Origin of the sequence: Nocardioides sp. NPDC087217, from assembly GCF_044744805.1 — a bacterium.
GTDB lineage: Bacteria > Actinomycetota > Actinomycetes > Propionibacteriales > Nocardioidaceae > Nocardioides.
On the sequence record NZ_JBIUZB010000012.1, the window covers coordinates 83,994 to 103,030 of the forward strand.

Genomic DNA, 19,037 nt, shown 5'->3' on the forward strand with positions numbered 1-19,037 from the left:
TCAGTTGGAACCTACGAAGTGCCACTGGATGATCCGTGGAGATTTCGTGGATTCCGGTTCGTCGCAGACGTATGCGCCCCGGTCGGCGTACGCCTAGGCTGATGACGAGGCCCGGTTTTCGGGGTGTGGGCCGTTCGCCGGCGCGCCCTTAGGACTCACGATGGAGCATTCCTCGAACACCGAGAGATCGGATCCGGGCAGCGCCGTGCGCCTTCAGATTCTCGGCCCGTTGCGTGCGTATCGCGATGGTGTCGAGCTCGAGACCGGCCCGCCGCAGCAGGGCTACCTGCTGGCGCTGCTCCTGGCGAGGGCGGGCCGACCGACGAGCATGTCCGAGCTCGTCGACCTCCTCTGGGACGAGAACGTCCCGATGTCCGCCATCAACACCGTCCAGAAGCACATCGGGGCCATCCGCCGCATGCTCGAACCCGACCTTCCGGCGCGCGAGGCGGGGAGCTTCATCGTCCGCAGAGGTGGCGGGTACGCCTTCGTCGGGCGAACCGCCACGGTGGACCTGATCGAGTTCAGGTCGCATGTCGACAGCGCGAGAACCCACCTTGCCTCGGGCCGTCGCGACGCGGCGTTCGAGCAGTACGCCCAGGCACTCGGGCTCTGGCACGGTCCTGCAGGCGACGGCCTCGGCCTGAGCACGACCGCCTCACCACTGTTCGCCGCCATCAACGATGAGTTCTTCGACGCCTGCGTCGCTGTCGGGGAGCTGGCCCACACCCAGCGGCTTTCCACACAGATTGTTCAGCCCCTGCGGCTGGCCGCGTGGATGGCGCCGCTCCACGAGCCGGTTCAGGCCAGCCTCATGACGGCCCTGGCGATCGCCGGCAAGCAGGCCGAGGCACTCTCCGTCTTCGAGACCGTTCGGGCTCGACTGGCCGACGACCTCGGGGTGGCCCCGAGCGAGGCGCTACAGGCTGCCCGAATCCGGGTCCTGCAACAGGCTCGCACGCGCAGCGATGAGCAGAGCGATCAAGGAGGGGGTGCGCCGCTCATCGGCCGCGGCGAGGAACGCCTGCTGCTGGCCCGGTCGCTCGAGTCGGCGTCGGCGGGCAACGCGGCCCTGATCACGGCCGAAGGCGAACCCGGGGCAGGCAAGACCTCGCTCTTCGTCGAGTTCACCGACGACGCCGAACGCCGCGGAGCGCTCGTCGTGTGGGGACGATGCCTGAATCACGAAGGTACGCCGGCGCTGTGGCCATGGAGCCGTCTCATCTCAGACCTCCTGGCGAGCCAGCCGGAGCCCGTTCGTGCAGGGCTGGGCAGCGGCGAGATCGAACGCCTCCTCGACCCACGCCCGGACAACCTTCTCGGTGGCGCGGTGCTGCCCGACAGCGGCGCTCAGTTCCGTCTGTTCGAGCAGACCGTCGACCTCATCCGAAGAGCCTCCGTCGATCGACCGGTCGTGCTGGTGATCGACGATCTGCAATGGGCTGATGTCGCGTCACTGCAGCTGTTCAGACACGTGGCGACCCAGCAGCCGGACGGTGTCGTCCTTGCCGGCCTTCTGCGTGATCGCGCTCCCGCTCCCGGCGACGGACTGAGTGGAATGCTCGCGGCGGTCGGACGCCTGCCCCATCACCAGCGCATCCAGATTGGCCCGCTCCAACCGGCCGAGGTGGGCGAGCTCGTCCGTCGCGAGACCGGACGGGCACCGAGTCCCTACGTCGCTCGCTGCATCCAGGCGCGCACCGAGGGGAACCCGTTCTTCGTGCGCGAGCTGGCTCGTCTCCTGGCCGACAGCGATCTCGATGCGGCGGCCGGTGAGGACGCTCTGGCGCGCACCGGCGTCCCGTCCACGGTGCGTGACATCGTACGAGACCGCCTCGCCGGCCTCGACCAGGAGACGAGGAGGATCGTGGAGATCGCGGCGCTCGTCGGGCGAGAGGTGGATCTTCGCCTGCTTGCTCGCGCAGCCGACGTCGAGGTGTCCGCCTGCTTGGCGCTGCTCGCCACCGCCGATTCCCAAGGCCTGCTGGAGCGGAATCAGGACAGGCCTTTCTCCGTACGCTTCGTGCACGATCTGGTTCGCGAGTCGGTGCACCAGACGACCTCGCGGCTCCTCTCGGCCGAGCGGCTGCACCTCCGGATCGCGGATGCGTTGGAGGGGACCCACGGAGACGACGACGCGGTCACCGAGCGAATTGCCCACCATCTGTGGCTGGCCGGCGCGCTCGCGGACCCGACTCGAACAACGACCGCCATCGTCCGTGCCGGACGTAGAGCCGTTGCCCAGTCCGCCTTCGACGCGGCGGTCCCGCATCTCGAGGCGGCCGCCGGCCTCGCACGATCGGCCGGTCTGCTCGAGCTCGAGCTGTCCGCGCTGTCAGAGCTCGTTGCGGTCATCGGGATGCAGACGGGCTACATGGGAAGCGCAGACGCCACCCTCGACCTGCTCGAGCGCGCCGAGCGGGCCGCCCGAGAACTCGGCCGAGAGCGAGAAGCGGCCGACTTCCTCTTCTCCCACTGGGCCGCTCACTCACAAGCCATTCAGCTCGATCGCAGCGGTCAGCTGGCTCATCGGCTCCTCGCGGACAGTGAACGATCCGAGGATCCGGTCGTGCAGGCGTACGGCCGGCACGCGTGGGGGATTCATCAGTGGGACGTCGGAAACATCGGCGAGGCGTACCGACACCTCAGCGCGTCGAACGCTGTCGTCGCCGAACGGGCGAAGTCCCTCGATCAGGACCAGTTGCGGCATGACTTGCAGCTGCTGTCGCCGGCGATGCTTGCGCTCAACACCGCGTTGCACGGCAAGGTCGATGACGCCCGCGTCATGTTCGATCGAATCGAGAACGATGCCGGCAACCACTCCTACGACGTCACTGTGTGGTCCGCGTTCGCGGTCACGGCCGCAGCGCTGATGGCTGACCCGTCATGGACTCTTCGCGCTGCCGAGAGGGGCATCGCAGCAGATCCGGAGTACTCGTTCCGCTTCCTTGGCGCCTACCAGCGGCTAGGAGAATGCTGGGCCCACGCCGTCACTGGCCGGAACGTCGATCAGTCGCTGGCTCAGGCGGAGGCACTCATCGAGTCGAACCTGGCCAACCCTCCACGGTCGGGCCTGGCCACCTGGTTGGCGCTGCTCAGCGAGATGTACCTCGCGAACGGTCGGGTTCACGAGGCTGCAGACGCTCTCGGACGCGCTGACGCGTCCATCGAAACGTACGGGCAACGCTACGCCGCTGCGTTCGTGCAGCTCATGCACGCGAGGCTGAGGCTCGCCATCGGGGATCCTCAGAACGCGGTGTACGCGGCTGCAGGACAGGCCCGAGCGACAGCGATCGAGCAGCAGGCGTACCTGTTCGTCCACCGCTCGGACGACTTCCTCGGGCTGGCTCGAAGTTCGTGACCCGGAATGGTGCCGTGGCTGGGGCCCTGACGTCCGGAGACGCTGGAATCCACTCCGGCGTCACCACAGGTAGCGGCGTACGAATGCCTCCTTGACCGGTCCGCCGTGGGCGAACGCGGCGTCCACGGTCTCCTCGAGCGTGAGCGCCGAGAACGAGGTGTCGCCGTCGACGAGAAGGTCCGCGTACGCCGCAGCTGCCTGCGTGAAGCTCACGTTCCGAGCCGGGTGGAGCAGCACGTAGCGGGTCTGGGGCGTCCACTGGTCGGGGTGGTTCCGCAACGAGAGCGCGAGCAGGTGGTCGCGCCAGATCTGGCGCAGCGCGGTGTCGAGGACCTTGTCCTGCCAGCCCGGTCTGAACACGCCGGACGCCTCCGCGACAGCGATCAGGAACTCGGTCTGGTCCTCGTGCCTTGCGACGGCGTCCGGTCTGTCGGCGGGCGGCCTGGGGTCCTTGGCGGAGTGCTCGTGGTACTTCGTCTCGACGCCGACCACGGTCAGCGGTGCGTTCGGCCGCCCGAGCACCAGCGCGACGTCGAAGGCGGTGCGGTCACGGGTGTAGAGGTCGCTGCCTCGTCCCGGAGACCACTCGAAGAGGATCGCCGAGGGCTCGGCGTCCGGCACGCCGAACAGCTCGGCGAGCCGGCGTCGGGAGGCATGGTTCTCCGGCAGGGACGCCTCGCCGAAGAGGTTGAACGCCATCGGCATCGACGAGAGCAGATCGCGGTAGAGCCGTTTCGCGTCGAGGGTCTGGTGATCCTGCTTCTCCGCGACCCGCGCCCGGGCGATCCGGTGGATCTCCGGGGTGAGGAAGTTCGCGCCCGCCTCCGCGTCGCCGTCGCCGAGCTTGGTGCCGTTGGGGATGTCCTCGACCGGGGTCTCGTCGAAGGTCCGCCTCCCCGCGTGGGTGCCGAAGGAGACGATCCCGAGCTCATCGACCGCCCAGCGGTGCTGCCGCCATCGGGCCTCCCGCTTGAACGCGGTCATCATCTGCCCGCCCGCCTTGTCGGCGTCGAACCAGCAGCCTGCGTCCTTCAGGTCATCGTGCGACGGCATCATCGATGTCACCGTGATCGTCCTTCCTCGGGGGATGCCGTGATCATCGAGGCCCGAATCCTCCGCGCGCGGCCGCACGAATCGGCTCATACCTCGCGTTGGGTACGTGGTGCTGATCCCGTCCTTCGTCGGCAGGCTCGACCCCGGGTCGTGGAGGTGCCGAGTAGGTTGGCGCCATGCCGCTCGAGACCGGTGCTGTCGCGCCCGACTTCACGCTCCCCGCCCAGGACGGTACGTCCGTCTCCCTTGCTCCGCTGCTCGAGAAGGGCCCCGTGGTGCTCTTCTTCTACCCGGCCGCCGAGACGCCGGTGTGCACCAAGGAGGCCTGCCACTTCCGCGACCTCGCCGGCGAGTTCGAGGAGATCGGTGCCCACCGGCTCGGGATCAGCAAGGACAGCGTGGAGAAGCAGGCCGGCTTCGCCGCCAACCACGACCTCGACTATCCCGTCCTCTCCGATCCCGCGGGGTCGGTCGCCGAGCTCTACGGGGTGAAGCCCAGCCTCCTCGGCAAGCTCGGGCCGCTGCAGCGTACGACCTTCGCCATCGGCACCGACGGCCGGATCAAGGCCGTCGTCGAGGGGATGCTCAAGGCCGAGATCCACGCCGATGAGGCCCTCGCCGCGCTCAGGGATGACGTGGAATGACAATCGCCGTCACCGGGGCCACCGGCTACGTCGGCGGTGCCGTCGCCCGTGCGCTCGGCGGTTCAGGCGCCACACTCCGACTTCTCGTACGTGACACCGCCAGAGCCCCCGAGATCCCGGGGGCCGATGCGTTCGCGGTCACCTACGGCGACAGAGAGGCCGCGGTGCAGGCCCTCGACGGCGTACAGACCGTGCTCATGGTCTCGGCAGCCGAGTCGGCCGACCGCCTGGAGCAGCACCTCACCTTCGTCGACGCCGCCGCGTCGGCCGGGGTCGAGCACATCGTCTACACGTCCTTCTTCGGTGCCGCGCCGGATGCCGTCTTCACGCTCGCGCGCGACCACTTCGCGACCGAGGAGCGGATCAAGGCGAGCGGGATGGGCTACACCCTGCTCCGCGACAACTTCTACCTCGACTTCCTTCCGTCGCTGGTCGGCGAGGATGGCGTCATCCGGGGTCCGGCCGGCAGCGGGCGCTTCGCGGGGGTCGCCCGAGCCGACGTGGCGCGCTCCGCGGTGGCGACACTCACCGCGCCGCAGCAGCACCGAGGGCTCACCTACGACCTCACCGGCCCCGAGGCGCTCACGATGAGCGAGGTCGCCGACATCCTCACCGAGTATCGTGGCAGCGAGGTGCGCTATCACGACGAGACGATCGAGGAGGCCTACGCGTCGCGTCGCCGCTGGGAGGCGCCCGACTGGCAGTACGACGCCTGGGTCTCCACCTACACCGCGATCGCCGCCGGGCAGCTCGACGGAGTCAGCAGCGCCGTGGCCACGCTCACCGGGCGTGAGCCCTTGAGCCTTCGCGACCTCCTCGCCGCCGGCGAGTAGTGCGGGCGCTGGCGAGCCCGGCCTCTCGACCACAACATCTCCGGGGATTGCTCGTCGCCATGCCGGGTACCGCCTCGGCATGGTTGCATTCGGATACACGCTGATGACCGAACAGGCGGGCCCGAGTGACCTCGTGCGCCACGCCGTCGCTGCCGAGGAGGCGGGTTTCGACTTCCTTGCGATGAGCGACCACTACTCGCCATGGCTGGTCGAGCAGGGGCACGCGCCGTACGCATGGAGCGTGCTGGGCGCGGTCGCGCAGGCCACGCAGCGGATCCCGTTGATGACGTACGTGACCTGCCCGACGATGCGCTACCACCCCGCGGTCGTGGCCCAGAAGGCCGCCACTGTGCAGGCGCTCTCGGACGGTCGGTTCACGCTCGGCCTCGGCAGCGGTGAGAATCTCAACGAGCACGTCGTGGGCGCCGGCTGGCCGGCCGTGCACACCAGGCACGAGATGCTTGCCGAGGCGATGGAGATCATCTCCGCACTCTTCGACGGCGAGCTCGTCGACTACCGAGGCGAGCACTTCGAGGTCGATGCTGCCCGGCTCTGGGACCTACCCAGCACCCGGGTGCCCGTCGGGCTGGCGGTCGGCGGCCCCCAGGTGTCCGAGCGTTGCGCCGCCCTGGCCGACCACCTGATCACCGTCGAGCCCGATGCGGCTCTGGTGAAGGCGTGGAACGACGTCCCGGGAGCGCCGAGCATCGGATCCGGTGACACCCGGGCCATCGGCCAGACCCCGATCAGCTGGGATCCCGATGACGCGGACGCAGCCATCCAACGCGCTCACCACCAGTTTCGCTGGTTCGGCGGTGGCTGGCCGGTCAACAGCGAGCTTCCGACCACAGCGAGCTTCACCGCGGCCTCGCAGTTCGTACGCCACGAGGACGTCGCCTCGTCGATCCCGTGCGGTCCCGACATCGATGTGATCACCGACGGGATCCGGCCCTTCTGGGAGGCCGGATTCACCGATGTCGCTCTCGTCCAGGTCGACGGGTCGACGAACGACCAGTTCCTGGCCGAGGCGGCCGGACCTCTGCTCGACGCACTGCGCTCGGCGTCGGGCTGAGGCCCGCCCCCCGGGCAGGGGAGTCAGGGCTTGAAGACGACCTTCACCATCCCGTCGGACTTCTCCTGGAAGGACTTGTACGCCTCCGGAGCCTCGGTCAGGGGGAGATGATGGGTGGCGAACGAGTCCACTCCGAGCGGGTCGTCGTCGCGCTCGAGGAACGGCATCAGGTCCTCCGTCCAGGCGCGTACGTTGGCCTGACCCATGCGGATGCCGACCTGCTTGTCGAAGAGCTGCATCATCGGGAACGGGTCCATCGCGCCGCCGTAGACGCCGGCGATCGAGACGGTGCCGCCGCGGCGTACGGCGTCGAAGGCGGTGTGGAGCGCGGCCATCCGGTCGACGCCGGCAGCCTGCATCACCGGGCGGTTCACGACTCCCGGCATCGTGGCCAGCAGCTTGGTCATCCCCTCGACGATGGGCGAGCCGTGGGCCTCCATCCCGACGGCGTCGATGACGGCATCGGCTCCGCGTCCATCGGTGAGGTCGCGTACCCGCTCGGCGACGTTGCCGGAGTCGAGCTCGATCGTCTCGGCCCCGCGCTGCCGCACCCTGGCGAGCCGCTCGGGCTCGCGGTCCACGCTGATGACCCGGTGGCCGGCCTCGAGCGCGAAGCGGCTCACCATGTCACCGATGGGACCGGCGCCGAGGACCAGCACCGTGCTCTCCGGGTCGGGGTCGGCGTACTGCAGTGCCTGCCAGGCGGTCGGCAGGACGTCGGAGAGGAAGAGGAACCGGTCGTCGGACGGACCGTGCGGGACCTTGATCGGCAGCTGGTTGCCGAAGGGAACTCGCAGGTACTCCGCCTGGCCGCCCGGGACCTGGCCGTAGAGCGAGCTGTAGCCGAAGAGGCTGGCGCCGGTGCCCTGGTCGTGGTTCTGGGTGGTCTCGCACTGCGAGTGCAGGTTGTGCCGACACATCCAGCAGGTGCCGCAGCTGATGTTGAACGGCACCACGACGCGGTCGCCGACGCTCACCTCGCGAACCTCGGGGCCGACCTCGGCCACGATCCCCATCGGCTCGTGCCCGACCACGTCGCCCGGAGTCATGAAACCGGTGAGCACCTCGTAGAGGTGGAGGTCGGAACCACACAGTCCCGTCGAGGTCACCTCGACGATGATGTCGTCGTTCTCGATGATGTGCGGATCAGGGACGTCGTCCACTCGGATGTCGCGCCGTCCTTGCCAGGTGACTGCCTTCATGGATGTGCCTCCTTCGGATCGAGTCACCCCTGCGGTACCCGGATCCGGCGATTCGAGCCTGGCGAGCGGCAGTGCTGAACCCGGTTGCGATGGGTACCGGTGAGGCTCACCCAGCAGACCGGCCGCAGGGAGGGCGTGGACAACATGAAGGTGGTCGTCATCGGCGCGTCGGGAAACCTCGGCAGCGCCACCATCCGGGCACTCACCGCCGACGGGGCCGCCGAGGTCGTCGCCGTCGCGCGTCGGGCTCCCGACGGGCCTCGGACCCACGAGCATGCCTCCGTCGAGTGGCGGGTGGCCGACGTGTCGACGGCCAACCTGGAGCCGGTGGTGGAAGGTGCCGACGCAGTCGTGCACCTCGCCTGGAAGTTCCAGCCGACACACCGGCCCGAGGAGACCTGGGCCACCAACGCCGTCGGCACGCGCAGGGTCCTCGAGGCCGTGGCCCGGGCAGGTGTCCCGGCTCTCGTGTGCGCCTCGTCGGTGGCGGCCTACTCGCCGGTCCATCACAACGATCCGGTCGACGAGACCTGGGAGACCGACGGGGCCTCCTCCGCCGGGTACTGCCGGGAGAAGGCGTACGTCGAACGGGTCCTGGACGCCTTCGCCTGCGTCCACCCCGAGGTCCGTCTGGTCAGGGTCCGGCCCGCATTCGTCTTCCAGCGCTCGGCCGCCAGCGAGCAACGCCGCATCTTCGGCGGCGCCCTGGCGCGGCCGGCGCTCCTGGATCGGCGGCGCATCCCGGTGGTGCCTGTGCCTGCCGGCCTGCGGTTTCAGGCCGTGCACGCCGGCGATGTCGGCCGGGCCCTCGCCACGGCAGCGACCACCGATGTGACGGGCGCGTACAACCTGGCCGGTGACGGTGTCATCGGCCGCGACGAGCTCGGCGAGCTGATGGACGCTCGAACGGTCGAGGTCCCGCCGCGTCTCGCGCGTCATGGCCTGGACGGTGCCTGGCATGCCCGGCTCGCGCCGGTCCCCGGCAGCCTCCTGGACGCGGTCATGCAGCTGCCGCTGATGTCGACCACCCGCGCCGAGATGGACCTCGGTTGGCAGCCGCGCCACTCGGCCATGGACGCGCTCGAGGCCGTCCTGTCCGGGATCCCGCAGAAGGCGGGCAGCGAGCTCCCGCCGTTACGACCCTGACGTCCAGACAAGGAGCAGCCATGAACGACGACATGTTGCACGCCTACCTGCAGCACCACTGGGCAGGGTCCAGCGCCGGAGCCGCGATGTTCGAGCGAGTCAGCCGCTCGCACTCCGACACCGACGTGGCCGCCCGGGTACGTCAGCTGGCGACCGAGATCGACGAGGACCGCGAGCAGCTGCGGCAGATCATCATCGCGACCGGAGCCACCCCGTCACGCATCGCCGCCACGACGGGGCGCGCGATGGAGTTCGCCGGCCGGTTCAAGCCGAACGGACGGCTGGTGCGGCGCTCGCCGCTCTCGGACCTGTTCGAGCTGGAGGCACTGCGTGACGCGGTGACCGCCAAGCGGGCCGGATGGCAGCTGCTGCGTGCCGCCACCGAGGACGACGCACGTATCGACCCGCTCCAGCTGGACGAGCTCATCCGCCGCGCCGACGACCAGATCGCCCGGCTCGAGGACCTGCACCTGCGGGTGGGCCGTTCGGTCATCGGCGCTTGACGGCGGAGCCCGCCGGAGCAGCCGACCGACAACCGAGGGGACCGCCGAAACCACCAGGACCCTGGCCCGCGACCTGGCTCACCTCGCGGGTCTGCTGGCCTCCTCGCCCTATCCGGCAGGGAGTGATCGAGGAGGTACCGCTCAACACGTCATCGATCAGGGCACGACATGCCCAGCCGCCCGGAACATCTCGTACCACTCCGCGCGGGTCAGCGGGAGGTCGGAGCCCTGCGCCGCAGCGGCGACTCGATCGGGTGTGGTGGTGCCGAGCACCACCTGCATGTTCGCCGGGTGCCGGGTGATCCATGCGGTGGCGATCGAGATGGGCGAGACGTCGTACTGCTTGGCCAGACGGTCGATGACCTGGTTGAGCTCCACATACTCGGGGGATCCGAGGAAGGGACCCGTGAAGAACCCCGCCTGGAACGGCGACCAGGCCTGCACGGTGATGTCGTTCAACCGGCAGTAGTCGAGCGTGCCGACGTCCCGGCTGATCGACTGGTCCAGGGACGCCATGTTGGCGGCGACACCCTGCGCGACGAGGGAAGCGTGGGTCACCGAGAGCTGTAGCTGGTTGGCGACGAGTGGCTGCTGCACCGAACGGCGGAGAAGTTCGATCTGGCCGGGTGTGTGGTTCGAGACGCCGAAGGCTCGGACCTTCCCGGAGACGGACAGCTCGTCGAAGGCCCTGGCGACCTCGTCGGGCTCGACGAGTGCGTCGGGGCGATGGAGCAGGAGGATGTCAATGTAGTCCGTCCCGAGTGCACGCAGCGATCCGTTCACCGATTCCATGATGTGCTCATAGGAGAAGTCGAAGTACGGACCCTGGCGGACGATCCCGCACTTGGTCTGGATGACGAGACTCTCGCGCTCTGCTGATGTCAGTCGCATGGCCTCAGCGAACCGGCGCTCGCAGCCGTGCAGCTCCGACCCGTAGACATCGGCATGGTCGACGAACGTGATGCCGGAGTCGAGCGCCGTGCGCACCAGCGCCCGGACCTCGTCGTCGGACTTCTCGTCGATCCGCATCAGGCCGAGGACGACGTTAGGGGCGAGGATGTCGGTCCCGGGCATGGTGAAGGTCTTCATCTGCAGAGTCCTCTCGTCAGGCCGCGGCGGCCGAGAGCCGCGCGATCTCGTCGGCGGTGAGCGACAGCTCGGTGGACCGGGCGGAGTCGTTGATCGACTCGGGGCGCGAGGCGCCGGGGATCGGGATCACGACCGGTGCCAGCGCGAGCTCCCACGCGAGGGTCACCTGGAACGGCGATACACCGTGTGCTCCGGCGATCTCCTCGAAGGCGTGGTACTCCGCACCGAGCTCGCCGGAGCGAGCCAGCGATATGCCCCCGAGCGGGCTCCAGGGCAGGAACGCGATGCCGAGCTCGGCGCACAGTTCGAGCTCGGGCAGGGAGGAGCGGAAGCGGGGCGAGAACTGGTTCTGCACGGACGCGAGTCGGCCGCCCAGAATCTCGTTGGCCTCACGGATCTGGTCGGGGTTGGCGTTGGAGATGCCCGCGAGCTCGATCACACCCTCGTCGAGCAGGTCGCGAATCGCGCCCACGGAGTCCGCGTACGGGACCGCCGGGTCGGGTCGGTGGAACTGGTAGAGGCCGATGGCCTCGACGCCGAGTCGCGCGGCGGATTCCTTGGCCGCACGCTTGATGTAGTCGGGATCTCCGTTCTGCGTCCAGCTGCCGTCACCTGGACGCAGGTGACCACCCTTCGTGGCGACGAGTACGTGCGAGGTGTCCTGGCCGTAGGTGCGCAGCGCCTTGGCGATCAGCTCCTCGTTGTGGCCGACCTCGTCGGCATCGCGGTGGTAGGCGTCCGCGGTGTCGATGAGAGTGACGCCGGCCTCGAGGGCTGCATGGATCGTGGCCAGCGAGCGTGCCTCGTCGGGGCGTCCCTCGATCGACATGGGCATGCCGCCGAGACCGATCGCGTGGACCTGACGGCTGCCGATTGTGCGGTTCTGCATGGGGGTGAGGCTCCTTGCTCAAACGATGTGGGCAGCGGCTGCCGCCCTCAAGGACCCTAGGAGACGCTAATCTAGAAGTCCAACAACTCTTTCTCATCCTTCTCAGAAGCGGAATCGATCAATGGAGCTTCGTCAGCTGGAGTACCTCGTCGCGCTGGCAGAGGAACGTCACTTCACCCGAGCCGCGGAGCTGGCCCGGATCTCCCAGTCGGGGCTCTCCGCTGCCATCCGCAATCTCGAGGAGGAGCTGGGCACCAAGCTGTTCGAGCGAACCACGAGACGGGTCGAGCCAACCGAAGCCGGCCACGCCCTCCTGCCCCATGCGCGTTCGATGCTGCGCCAGGCAGCGGCCGCGCGCGACGCGGTCGTTCGGGCCTCACACGAGCTGTCGGGGCAGCTGCGGGTCGGGGCGGAGCAGTGCCTGGGAATCGTCGACGTCGCCGAACTCCTCGAGCGCTTCAACGCCCGGCACCCTCAGGTCGAGGTCGCCTTCACCCAGGCCGGCTCGGACGAACTGCTGAAGGCACTACGGGAGCAGAGTCTGGATGTCGCCTTCGTCGCCGGGGCTGACCACGTGGGCGCGCTCACCCGCATCGAGCTCGGACGCGACTCGCTCGTTGCCCTCCTGCCCGCTGGGCACCCGCTGGGCACCCGCTCGTTCGTCGAGCGGGCAGACCTCGCGGACGAGAGCTTCGTCGACTTCCATCCATCATGGGCGGTACGACACCTCAACGACAGTTCGTTCTCCACGGCAGGTGTGGCGCGCCGAGTGCGCCTCACCGTCAACGACGTGCACACCCTGCTCGACTTGGTGAACCGGGGAATGGGAGTGGCGATCGTGCCCCGACATGTGGCCGCAAAACCCCAGGCCCAAGGGCTGACCGCGTTGCCACTACGGGCGGACGCCGGGCCGGACTGGGTCGTCTCGCTGGTCGCCGCCGGATCGAGCCGGGCCGACTCGCCAGCGCCCCACTTCGTTCGCCTGCTCCGCGGGTCCTCCGCCGATGGCGAGGGGAGGGGCGTCGCCCCGTTGCGTGATCGCATGCGGGCAGCGGCGGGCGCAGATCCGCCTCAACGAGACGACCCCTGACCCTGGAAGACGTTGGAAGACGTTGGAAGACGTCTTCGCAGGTCAGGGGCCGCTTCATCGCGCCTGACGAGTGGTTGTCAGGCCGCTCGACATCAGATGTCGTAGTAGAGCTCGAACTCGTGCGGGTGCGGCCGGAGCTGGATCGGGAGGATCTCGTCGTTGGTCTTGTAGTCGATCCAGGCCTCGATGTCGTCCTTTGTCCCGCGCTCGGAGAGCGGTGACCGTCGTGCTGTTCCGACGCCACCTGCGAGCAGCACCGCGACGCCGGATACTCGGACCCCGGAATCGCGTTCGTGGAGGTCGTGACGGTGGCGGGGAATCACTTCCGACGGCACGCGGCAGGGTTCTGGTGCAGCTCCACGTTGTCCCTCACGATCTTGCGGTCCACCCAGCTGTTGCGAGCCACCGAGAAGTTGCCGGCGTAGGAGTTTCTGAGCACACGCAGGGAACGCACGTGATTGCCGACGACGCGGAGGTTGTTGCACGCCTTGTTGTCCCGAACCATCAAGGTCCCCCGATTGTCGCGTACCACGAGATTGTTGGCGATCGACATCTCGCAGATCGCCACGTTGCGGGAGTTGCGGACCATGAGGTTTCGTCCGGCGACCGGGTCCACGCGGCACCCGGCGGCCCCGATGGTGACGCGTTCGACGACGTTGCGGACGTGGACGTTCCGGCCGAGGCTCGTGTCGGTGATGCTGACCACCCTCGGTGCACCGGTGGTGCGGACATTGCCGGTGATCCGGGACATGGTGATCACGCAGCGGGCGTCGTCCGGGATGACTACGTTGCGGAACGTCCGGTGGTGGTAGCTGCCGTCGCAGACGAGGTCGGGTGGCAGCGCCTGGGCGCTGAGGACCGGCCCCAACACGGGTGCGAGCGCGCCGATGAGAAGGAAGACGAGGAGCTGCTTCATGGGAACCCTCCGAGTCCGGGCGATATGTGTCTTCATGACGCGCCAACAGGAACATGTGTTGCACCCTGAGCCGGTGCGGCGCGGGACAGGTTCCGGATCGGAGCGTCAGACGAGTTCACACCACGCGTACGCGGGTCTTGACCTTGGTGAAGTCCCAGACCTCAGCCGCCATCGTGGCGCTGAGCCGGATGCAGCCGTCGGAGGTCTTCTCGTCGGTGCCGAGATACCAGTTCGGGTGGATCTGACGACCCGTCCGCATGCTCACCGGCACCCGGTGGAAGGCAACGCCGCAGGGCGCGAACCGGACGAAGTGGTAGAGCCACTGCGTGCCGCTGTAGTTCGTACGCGGGTTGCCGCGCGCCGGTCGGCCGCAGTACGAGCCGGTGGTGTACCACTGCTTGTCCAGCCATTCCGCGTCGATCATCCCGCCCTGCGCGCGGATGGACCCGTCTGCGCGCACCAGCCAGACCCAGTCCTGTCGCTGGCTGATCACGATGCGGCGCCCGGTCCCGGTGCTCGCCGGCACCGGCCGTACGTCACACCGCTTCGCCGTCGCCGCCATCAGCCGTGTCCGCGTGGTGGTCGTGAACTGACCGCTCGGGCTCAGGCGGTGGCGGGTCTGGAAGCGTACGACGGCCGTGCGGGTGTGGTCGTCCACGCGGCCGTCGACGCGGCCGACGTTGCAGCCGAGGCCGGCCAGCCGGGTCTCCCACCGCTTGATCGTCGTGGCGGTGGCGGCGTTGCCGGGGCTGACCACCACGGCGGCCGCCGCCAGCGCTACAGCGGCGACGAGGGGGAGAACGAGGACGAGGGTGGAGCGGCGTGTCCGAGATGCGCCGGCTATGGTCGCGAAGATTGACACCGGGCGAGGCTACGCGACATTCGCGCTCCAGGCAGACGCTGTTGCCCGGTTGTTGACCAGATGACGCGTACGCGGGTGGTGCTGCCGGCGGTCCAGGCCTAACGGGTGGGGGGCATCGCCCCGCTCAGCCGTACGCAGCCCGTGGCAGGTATGCGAGCGCCCACGATTCGGGGCCACCCTGGGGCCAAAGGACAACGAAAAGCGGTGGCTGACGCTGAAAGGACGCCGAAAGACGTTCTCTCAGGTCAGCCACCGCTTTCAGCAGACGCTGACAGACGCTGGAAGCGCCGGCTCAGATGTCGTAGTCGAGCTCGAACTCGTGCGGGTGCGGGCGGAGCTGGGTCGGGAGGATCTCGTCGTTGGTCTTGTAGTCGATGCCGGGCGGTATCCAGCATCTCGTCCCCACCGAACCCGCACGGTCCCTGTGTGAGTGAGCCGTCGGTAGAGAGGCATGCGGATGTTCACCGTGATCGATAAGGGCTCGAAATCGGGCGGAGCACCGAGGTCCTGAAGCTCGCCTCGCAGCCTGACCGCACTCTCGTGGTCGGCGTTCTTGGTCAGAGCTGCTGGTTCCTCGGCTCCTTCGGCTGCTGGGTCAGCTGATCACGGTGGGTCGACGTCTGCGGAGCGACAACGCCATCAGGTCGTCGCGACGAACACCTGGCCCGAGAAGCCACGTTGCGCGTTCTTGCGCCATTGACGGTCGCACCCGACGCCCGTGGTCACGCGACGCCGTGGTCACTCGCCTGAAGGCCGCAGGCAACGCCGTCAGCAGCAGCCATGTCGTTGCCCCGGACGCCGCTCATAACACAGACGACTCCTGCTTCTCGGTACAGAATGAGGCCGAGATACCGCGCCTGATCGGCCCGCAGCTCGCTGACCGGCTGCGTCTCGACCAAGCCCCTCTCGTTCAGCGCCGACTGCGAGAACGGTGTGAGGCACCCGCGATCGCCCCGAGAATGAATCCGTAGCCGTGCGCGTACGCCTGTTTGCCGCCGGGATCATCGACGTGGTCGGGCACGTGATCGGGATCGATCACCTCCGAGTACCCCTCATCGGCCAAAACGTTGATGATCCGGGCATGATCGACGTCGCCCTCGTCCGGCCAGACCTCGATGAAGTCGTTGCGGTTCCCGATGATGTTGCGGAGGTGAATGTTGAACACTCGATCGGTGCGGGCAAGCCGGCGCACGATGTCGTAGATCTCGGCTCGCGGGTTCCACAGCATCTCGGCCAGCGTGCCGACGCAGAGGTTGAGGCCGTGGTACGGGCTGGAATGCATGCTCAAGAACTTGAACAACCCCTTCCCGCCGGGCGCGCTGAGGACGTTCTCCTCAACTCCGCGATAGCCACCAGGCGGCGTCCCGGGGTCCTGCGGGTGGCACGCGATGCGCACCTTCAGTTCCTCCGCGACCGGCACGACCCGCTCGAGGAAGTAGTCGATCCGTTCCCAGAAGTCGTCGGCGGAGACCTTCCCCGCAATGGTGTCGGGCTCCGAAGGGTCCAGATCTGCCGCACGGAACTGACGCGTCGTCGACCCACCCCGCAGCTCGACCTCTCCGGTGCTGATCACCCCGGTGAGGCTCATGTTGTACTTGACCAGACCGACTCCCGCCGCCGCGCACGCCTCGAGACACTTGTGGATGTCATCGATGTCTCGATCGCGCTCGGGACTCTTCCCCAGCATGATCGCGGGACGGTCTTCGCGGTCGATCAAGGTGGATCCCAGGAACGGCAACGTCGCCGCGTGCATCTCGAGACCCGGCTCGCTCTCGATGAACTCCTTGGTCTGCGCGACCTCCGACGCCAGCCAGTAGCCGCGGCCGGACTCGATGGGCGGGTCGGGCGGATAGCCCCAGACCTTCTCTACCCCGTGGCGCCTGAACTCCTGCAACGTCGCGGCACTGGATGCGCGCCGCTGCGTGCCGAGCACCATCCGTGGCGGGTGGTTGGGGGGCGATGCCGCAGCCCCTGGTTGCGCACCGACCAGCGCGCCGCTTCCGACGGCTGAAGCGGCACCTGTTCCTGCTGCGACTGCTCCCATGCGTAATAGCGATCGGCGGTCGACTCCGTTGCCCATAGCCTTGCTCCCAACGAGAGATGGCGAGTGCCTCGCCCGGCACACCCGGCGAAATGCCTGGCCTCAACGACATTAGGAAGCGGGACGCGAGCACGTCCAAGACCGGCTGAGCATGGCGCCATGCCGCATTCGTATGACGCACATCACACTTTCCGATCGCCGCCCGTGATGCAGCTGGGGTATCGCGTGATCCGGAACTGGGCTTGGACGAGTGATGTGGGTCACACCTAATGTGCCGAGCAGCGCTCGGGCCGGAATGTGAGCCCGCCTCCCGGTCGATAGATCGTGGCAAGGCGGTTCGAGAGAAGGAACGTCGTATGCCAACCTCAGGATCAGAGTTCGGCGTCGCGAAGCGTCGTGCCACCGTCACATTCGTCGTCGCTTGCTTCGTCATCCTCATCACGAGCCTGGCTCCCGCACCGGCTCACGCCACGCGGAACGGGGACTCCGTCCTGCCCCTGATCGAGCGCACCGTCGAGGTGAACGGGCACCTCCGGACCTTCTGGGTCTACGTGCCCACCGACTACGCCGAGTACCGGCTCGACGATCCGAAGGACGACCCGATCGTCACCGTCGTACCACCCGATGGCGTCTCCGGCGACGCGTTCGCCCGCGAATCCGCGTGGACCCAGGTGGCGGAACGCCAGGGCTTCATCGCCATGTTTCCCGACGCCGGCGACGACGGTTGGCGAACACGCGGCTCAGGCGTCCTCGAGGATGCCGACCTCGTGAATGCGGCCACGGTGGCGGTGCGCAGCGAGTGGAAGGGCGGCGACCTCAATACCTACCTCGTCGGAGAAGGCTCGGGAGCAGCGGTGGCGAACGTCGCCGCCGTGCGTGCACCGCAGCAGTACGTCGCGACCGCCAGCCTCGACGGTGCTGGGAGCACGCAAGACCTCGAAGGTGCCAATGTCGCGCCCGTGGGTAGCCGGACACCGTCATGGCAGATCAGCGTCGGGTCGCAGCTCGACCGAGCAGAGCAGGCGCAGGTCGACTATTGGAAGACGCAGAACGCCACCGACCGATCTACTCGCGACCGAGACCCTCGCTTGACCGGCCCGAGCGTGACCTACTACAGCAGCAAGGACCGGCTCAGTCAGGTGCGTGTGTCTTCGGTGAAGAGAAGCAGCGACCTCCGCGGCATCCGGATCATCACGGCGATCTACGAGTCGTTCTTCCACCCGGTCATGCGCTTCGCCGACCGCACCTCCACGAACGGCACGCTCACGGCATACCGGTCGATTCGTGAGCTCGGACTCACCGAGCACGTGACGGTCGTCGCCGGCCAGGAGCACCGCTGGCTCGCTTACGTTCCCCGGCGACACCGCTCCGGGCAGCACGCCACGAAGCTGCCGCTCGTCGCCGCCTTCCACGGCCGCAACGGGTCCGCGCGTTACCTCGCGCAGCAGACGCAATGGGCCGATGTCGCCGAGGCTCGCGGGCTCGTCGTGGTCTTCCCGCACTACGGCGCGCCGGCAGGCACCGAGCCGACCGCGAACGTCGGGTGGGCAACGAGCATCAGCGCGGACAACCCCGACGTCCCGGCAGCGCTCGGCATCATCGACGACGCAGTCCGTCGCTACAGCATCGACACCACCAGGATCAGCATCACCGGCGTGTCGCAGGGTGCAGCCTTCACCAACCGCCTCGCGGTGCAGTATCCCGAGCGTTTCGCGTCCATCGCGCCCTGCTACTCGGGTCACCTGAGCGCCTCTTCCTACCAGGACCTGGCGGTCGTCCGTCGAGACGTGCCGCTCCCCACTTGGCAGTGCCGCGGCGCCGACGAGCTGCCCGCTCAGTTCCCCGGCGGAACTGTGGGCGAGACCGCTGCGCGCACGTTCTGGCGCGAAACCGTGAACAAGAACGTGGGACCGGCAACGACGCAGGTCGACGGGAGGTACACGACGGAGATCTTCGCCGACGGGCTCGCCGAGTACCGCTGGACCGTCAACGACGACATCGGCCACTTCATGCCCCGCAACCTCTCGTTCAAGCTGTGGGACGAGTTGATGTCGAGGTACGCACGCAACGCCGATGGAGTGCTGGTGAAGCGGGGCTAGTGCAAGGGTCAACCGCTGCGGACCGCCGTCGTCGGCGCTCCCTGATCGGGGCCCGCGACGAATGACAGGTCGCGCCGACCGCCATTGCCTCTCCGAGCGGCCGTGGGAGACTGTTTGGCCACCTTTGGTCAGACGCTGATGAGGGCGATCTCAACCGGTCGAAGCAACGGTTGGTCAAGCTGCTGGATTGAGCAGCTGGGCCAGCCGTTGGGCTGGCGTCTGTAGGTCAAGGGTAGG

17 protein-coding genes are annotated in these 19,037 nt (G+C 68.1%); 8 read left to right on the forward strand and 9 right to left on the reverse strand.

All coding sequences use genetic code 11. The features are described 5' to 3' along the window. The first annotated feature begins 160 nt into the window (after positions 1-160). On the forward strand, positions 161-3,361 hold the full coding sequence (locus ACIO3S_RS28800; protein ID WP_400470125.1) for an ATP-binding protein: 3,201 nt from the start codon (positions 161-163) through the stop codon (positions 3,359-3,361). Positions 3,362-3,421: 60 nt separating this feature from the next. Here ACIO3S_RS28800 and ACIO3S_RS28805 read toward each other — a convergent pair whose 3' ends face one another. Beyond that, on the reverse strand, positions 3,422-4,417 hold the full coding sequence (locus ACIO3S_RS28805) for a PGN_0703 family putative restriction endonuclease (protein WP_400470174.1): 996 nt from the start codon (positions 4,415-4,417) through the stop codon (positions 3,422-3,424). Positions 4,418-4,590: 173 nt separating this feature from the next. Between ACIO3S_RS28805 and ACIO3S_RS28810 the strand changes: the two genes are divergently transcribed. The 3 genes from ACIO3S_RS28810 to ACIO3S_RS28820 all read left to right on the forward strand — a co-directional run bounded on the left by ACIO3S_RS28810 (position 4,591) and on the right by ACIO3S_RS28820 (position 6,963). After that, positions 4,591-5,058 carry a peroxiredoxin gene (locus ACIO3S_RS28810; RefSeq protein WP_400470128.1) on the forward strand — a complete coding sequence of 156 codons (468 nt, stop codon included), beginning with the start codon at positions 4,591-4,593 and terminating at the stop codon, positions 5,056-5,058. Next, on the forward strand, positions 5,055-5,891 hold the full coding sequence (locus ACIO3S_RS28815; RefSeq protein ID WP_400470131.1) for an SDR family oxidoreductase: 837 nt from the start codon (positions 5,055-5,057) through the stop codon (positions 5,889-5,891). The genes ACIO3S_RS28810 and ACIO3S_RS28815 overlap by 4 nt, the downstream gene beginning before the upstream one ends. 79 nt (positions 5,892-5,970) lie before the next feature. Next, positions 5,971-6,963: a TIGR03557 family F420-dependent LLM class oxidoreductase gene (locus tag ACIO3S_RS28820; RefSeq protein WP_400470134.1), complete on the forward strand. Its 993-nt coding sequence runs from the start codon at positions 5,971-5,973 to the stop codon at positions 6,961-6,963. Positions 6,964-6,986: 23 nt separating this feature from the next. Here the strand turns inward: ACIO3S_RS28820 and ACIO3S_RS28825 are convergent, their stop codons facing one another. Next, positions 6,987-8,165, reverse strand: a complete 1,179-nt coding sequence (locus tag ACIO3S_RS28825) for an alcohol dehydrogenase catalytic domain-containing protein (RefSeq protein WP_400470136.1) — start codon at positions 8,163-8,165, stop codon at positions 6,987-6,989. Between the two features lie 99 nt (positions 8,166-8,264). On the opposite strand from ACIO3S_RS28825, the gene ACIO3S_RS28830 reads away from it, so the two are divergent. Both ACIO3S_RS28830 and ACIO3S_RS28835 read left to right on the forward strand, forming a co-directional pair. Further along, positions 8,265-9,311, forward strand: a complete 1,047-nt coding sequence (locus ACIO3S_RS28830) for an NAD-dependent epimerase/dehydratase family protein (protein WP_400470139.1) — start codon at positions 8,265-8,267, stop codon at positions 9,309-9,311. Positions 9,312-9,331: 20 nt separating this feature from the next. Then, on the forward strand, positions 9,332-9,814 hold the full coding sequence (locus ACIO3S_RS28835; RefSeq protein ID WP_400470142.1) for a hypothetical protein: 483 nt from the start codon (positions 9,332-9,334) through the stop codon (positions 9,812-9,814). A 156-nt stretch (positions 9,815-9,970) separates the two neighbouring features. Here the strand turns inward: ACIO3S_RS28835 and ACIO3S_RS28840 are convergent, their stop codons facing one another. Beyond that, positions 9,971-10,903, reverse strand: coding sequence for an aldo/keto reductase family oxidoreductase (locus ACIO3S_RS28840; protein WP_400470145.1), 933 nt, complete (start codon positions 10,901-10,903; stop codon positions 9,971-9,973). Positions 10,904-10,919: 16 nt separating this feature from the next. Further along, positions 10,920-11,792 (reverse strand): aldo/keto reductase, encoded by an 873-nt coding sequence (locus ACIO3S_RS28845; protein WP_400470148.1) that lies wholly within the window; start codon positions 11,790-11,792, stop codon positions 10,920-10,922. A 121-nt stretch (positions 11,793-11,913) separates the two neighbouring features. On the opposite strand from ACIO3S_RS28845, the gene ACIO3S_RS28850 reads away from it, so the two are divergent. Next, complete coding sequence (locus tag ACIO3S_RS28850; protein ID WP_400470151.1) at positions 11,914-12,882, forward strand: LysR family transcriptional regulator; 969 nt, start codon at positions 11,914-11,916, stop codon at positions 12,880-12,882. A 92-nt stretch (positions 12,883-12,974) separates the two neighbouring features. Here the strand turns inward: ACIO3S_RS28850 and ACIO3S_RS28855 are convergent, their stop codons facing one another. The 5 genes from ACIO3S_RS28855 to ACIO3S_RS28875 all read right to left on the reverse strand — a co-directional run bounded on the left by ACIO3S_RS28855 (position 12,975) and on the right by ACIO3S_RS28875 (position 16,596). Next, positions 12,975-13,139: a hypothetical protein gene (locus tag ACIO3S_RS28855; protein ID WP_400470177.1), complete on the reverse strand. Its 165-nt coding sequence runs from the start codon at positions 13,137-13,139 to the stop codon at positions 12,975-12,977. A 62-nt stretch (positions 13,140-13,201) separates the two neighbouring features. Then, positions 13,202-13,798 carry a hypothetical protein gene (locus tag ACIO3S_RS28860; RefSeq protein ID WP_400470154.1) on the reverse strand — a complete coding sequence of 199 codons (597 nt, stop codon included), beginning with the start codon at positions 13,796-13,798 and terminating at the stop codon, positions 13,202-13,204. A 115-nt stretch (positions 13,799-13,913) separates the two neighbouring features. After that, positions 13,914-14,660 carry a peptidoglycan-binding protein gene (locus tag ACIO3S_RS28865; protein WP_400470157.1) on the reverse strand — a complete coding sequence of 249 codons (747 nt, stop codon included), beginning with the start codon at positions 14,658-14,660 and terminating at the stop codon, positions 13,914-13,916. Between the two features lie 722 nt (positions 14,661-15,382). Beyond that, complete coding sequence (locus ACIO3S_RS28870; RefSeq protein WP_400470159.1) at positions 15,383-15,559, reverse strand: hypothetical protein; 177 nt, start codon at positions 15,557-15,559, stop codon at positions 15,383-15,385. Positions 15,560-15,570: 11 nt separating this feature from the next. Next, positions 15,571-16,596, reverse strand: coding sequence for a mannonate dehydratase (locus tag ACIO3S_RS28875; protein ID WP_400470162.1), 1,026 nt, complete (start codon positions 16,594-16,596; stop codon positions 15,571-15,573). Positions 16,597-17,057: 461 nt separating this feature from the next. Between ACIO3S_RS28875 and ACIO3S_RS28880 the strand changes: the two genes are divergently transcribed. Next, the gene (locus ACIO3S_RS28880) at positions 17,058-18,800 is read left to right on the forward strand and encodes a PHB depolymerase family esterase (RefSeq protein WP_400470165.1); all 1,743 of its coding nucleotides are present in this window, start codon (positions 17,058-17,060) and stop codon (positions 18,798-18,800) included. Positions 18,801-19,037: the final 237 nt, after the last annotated feature.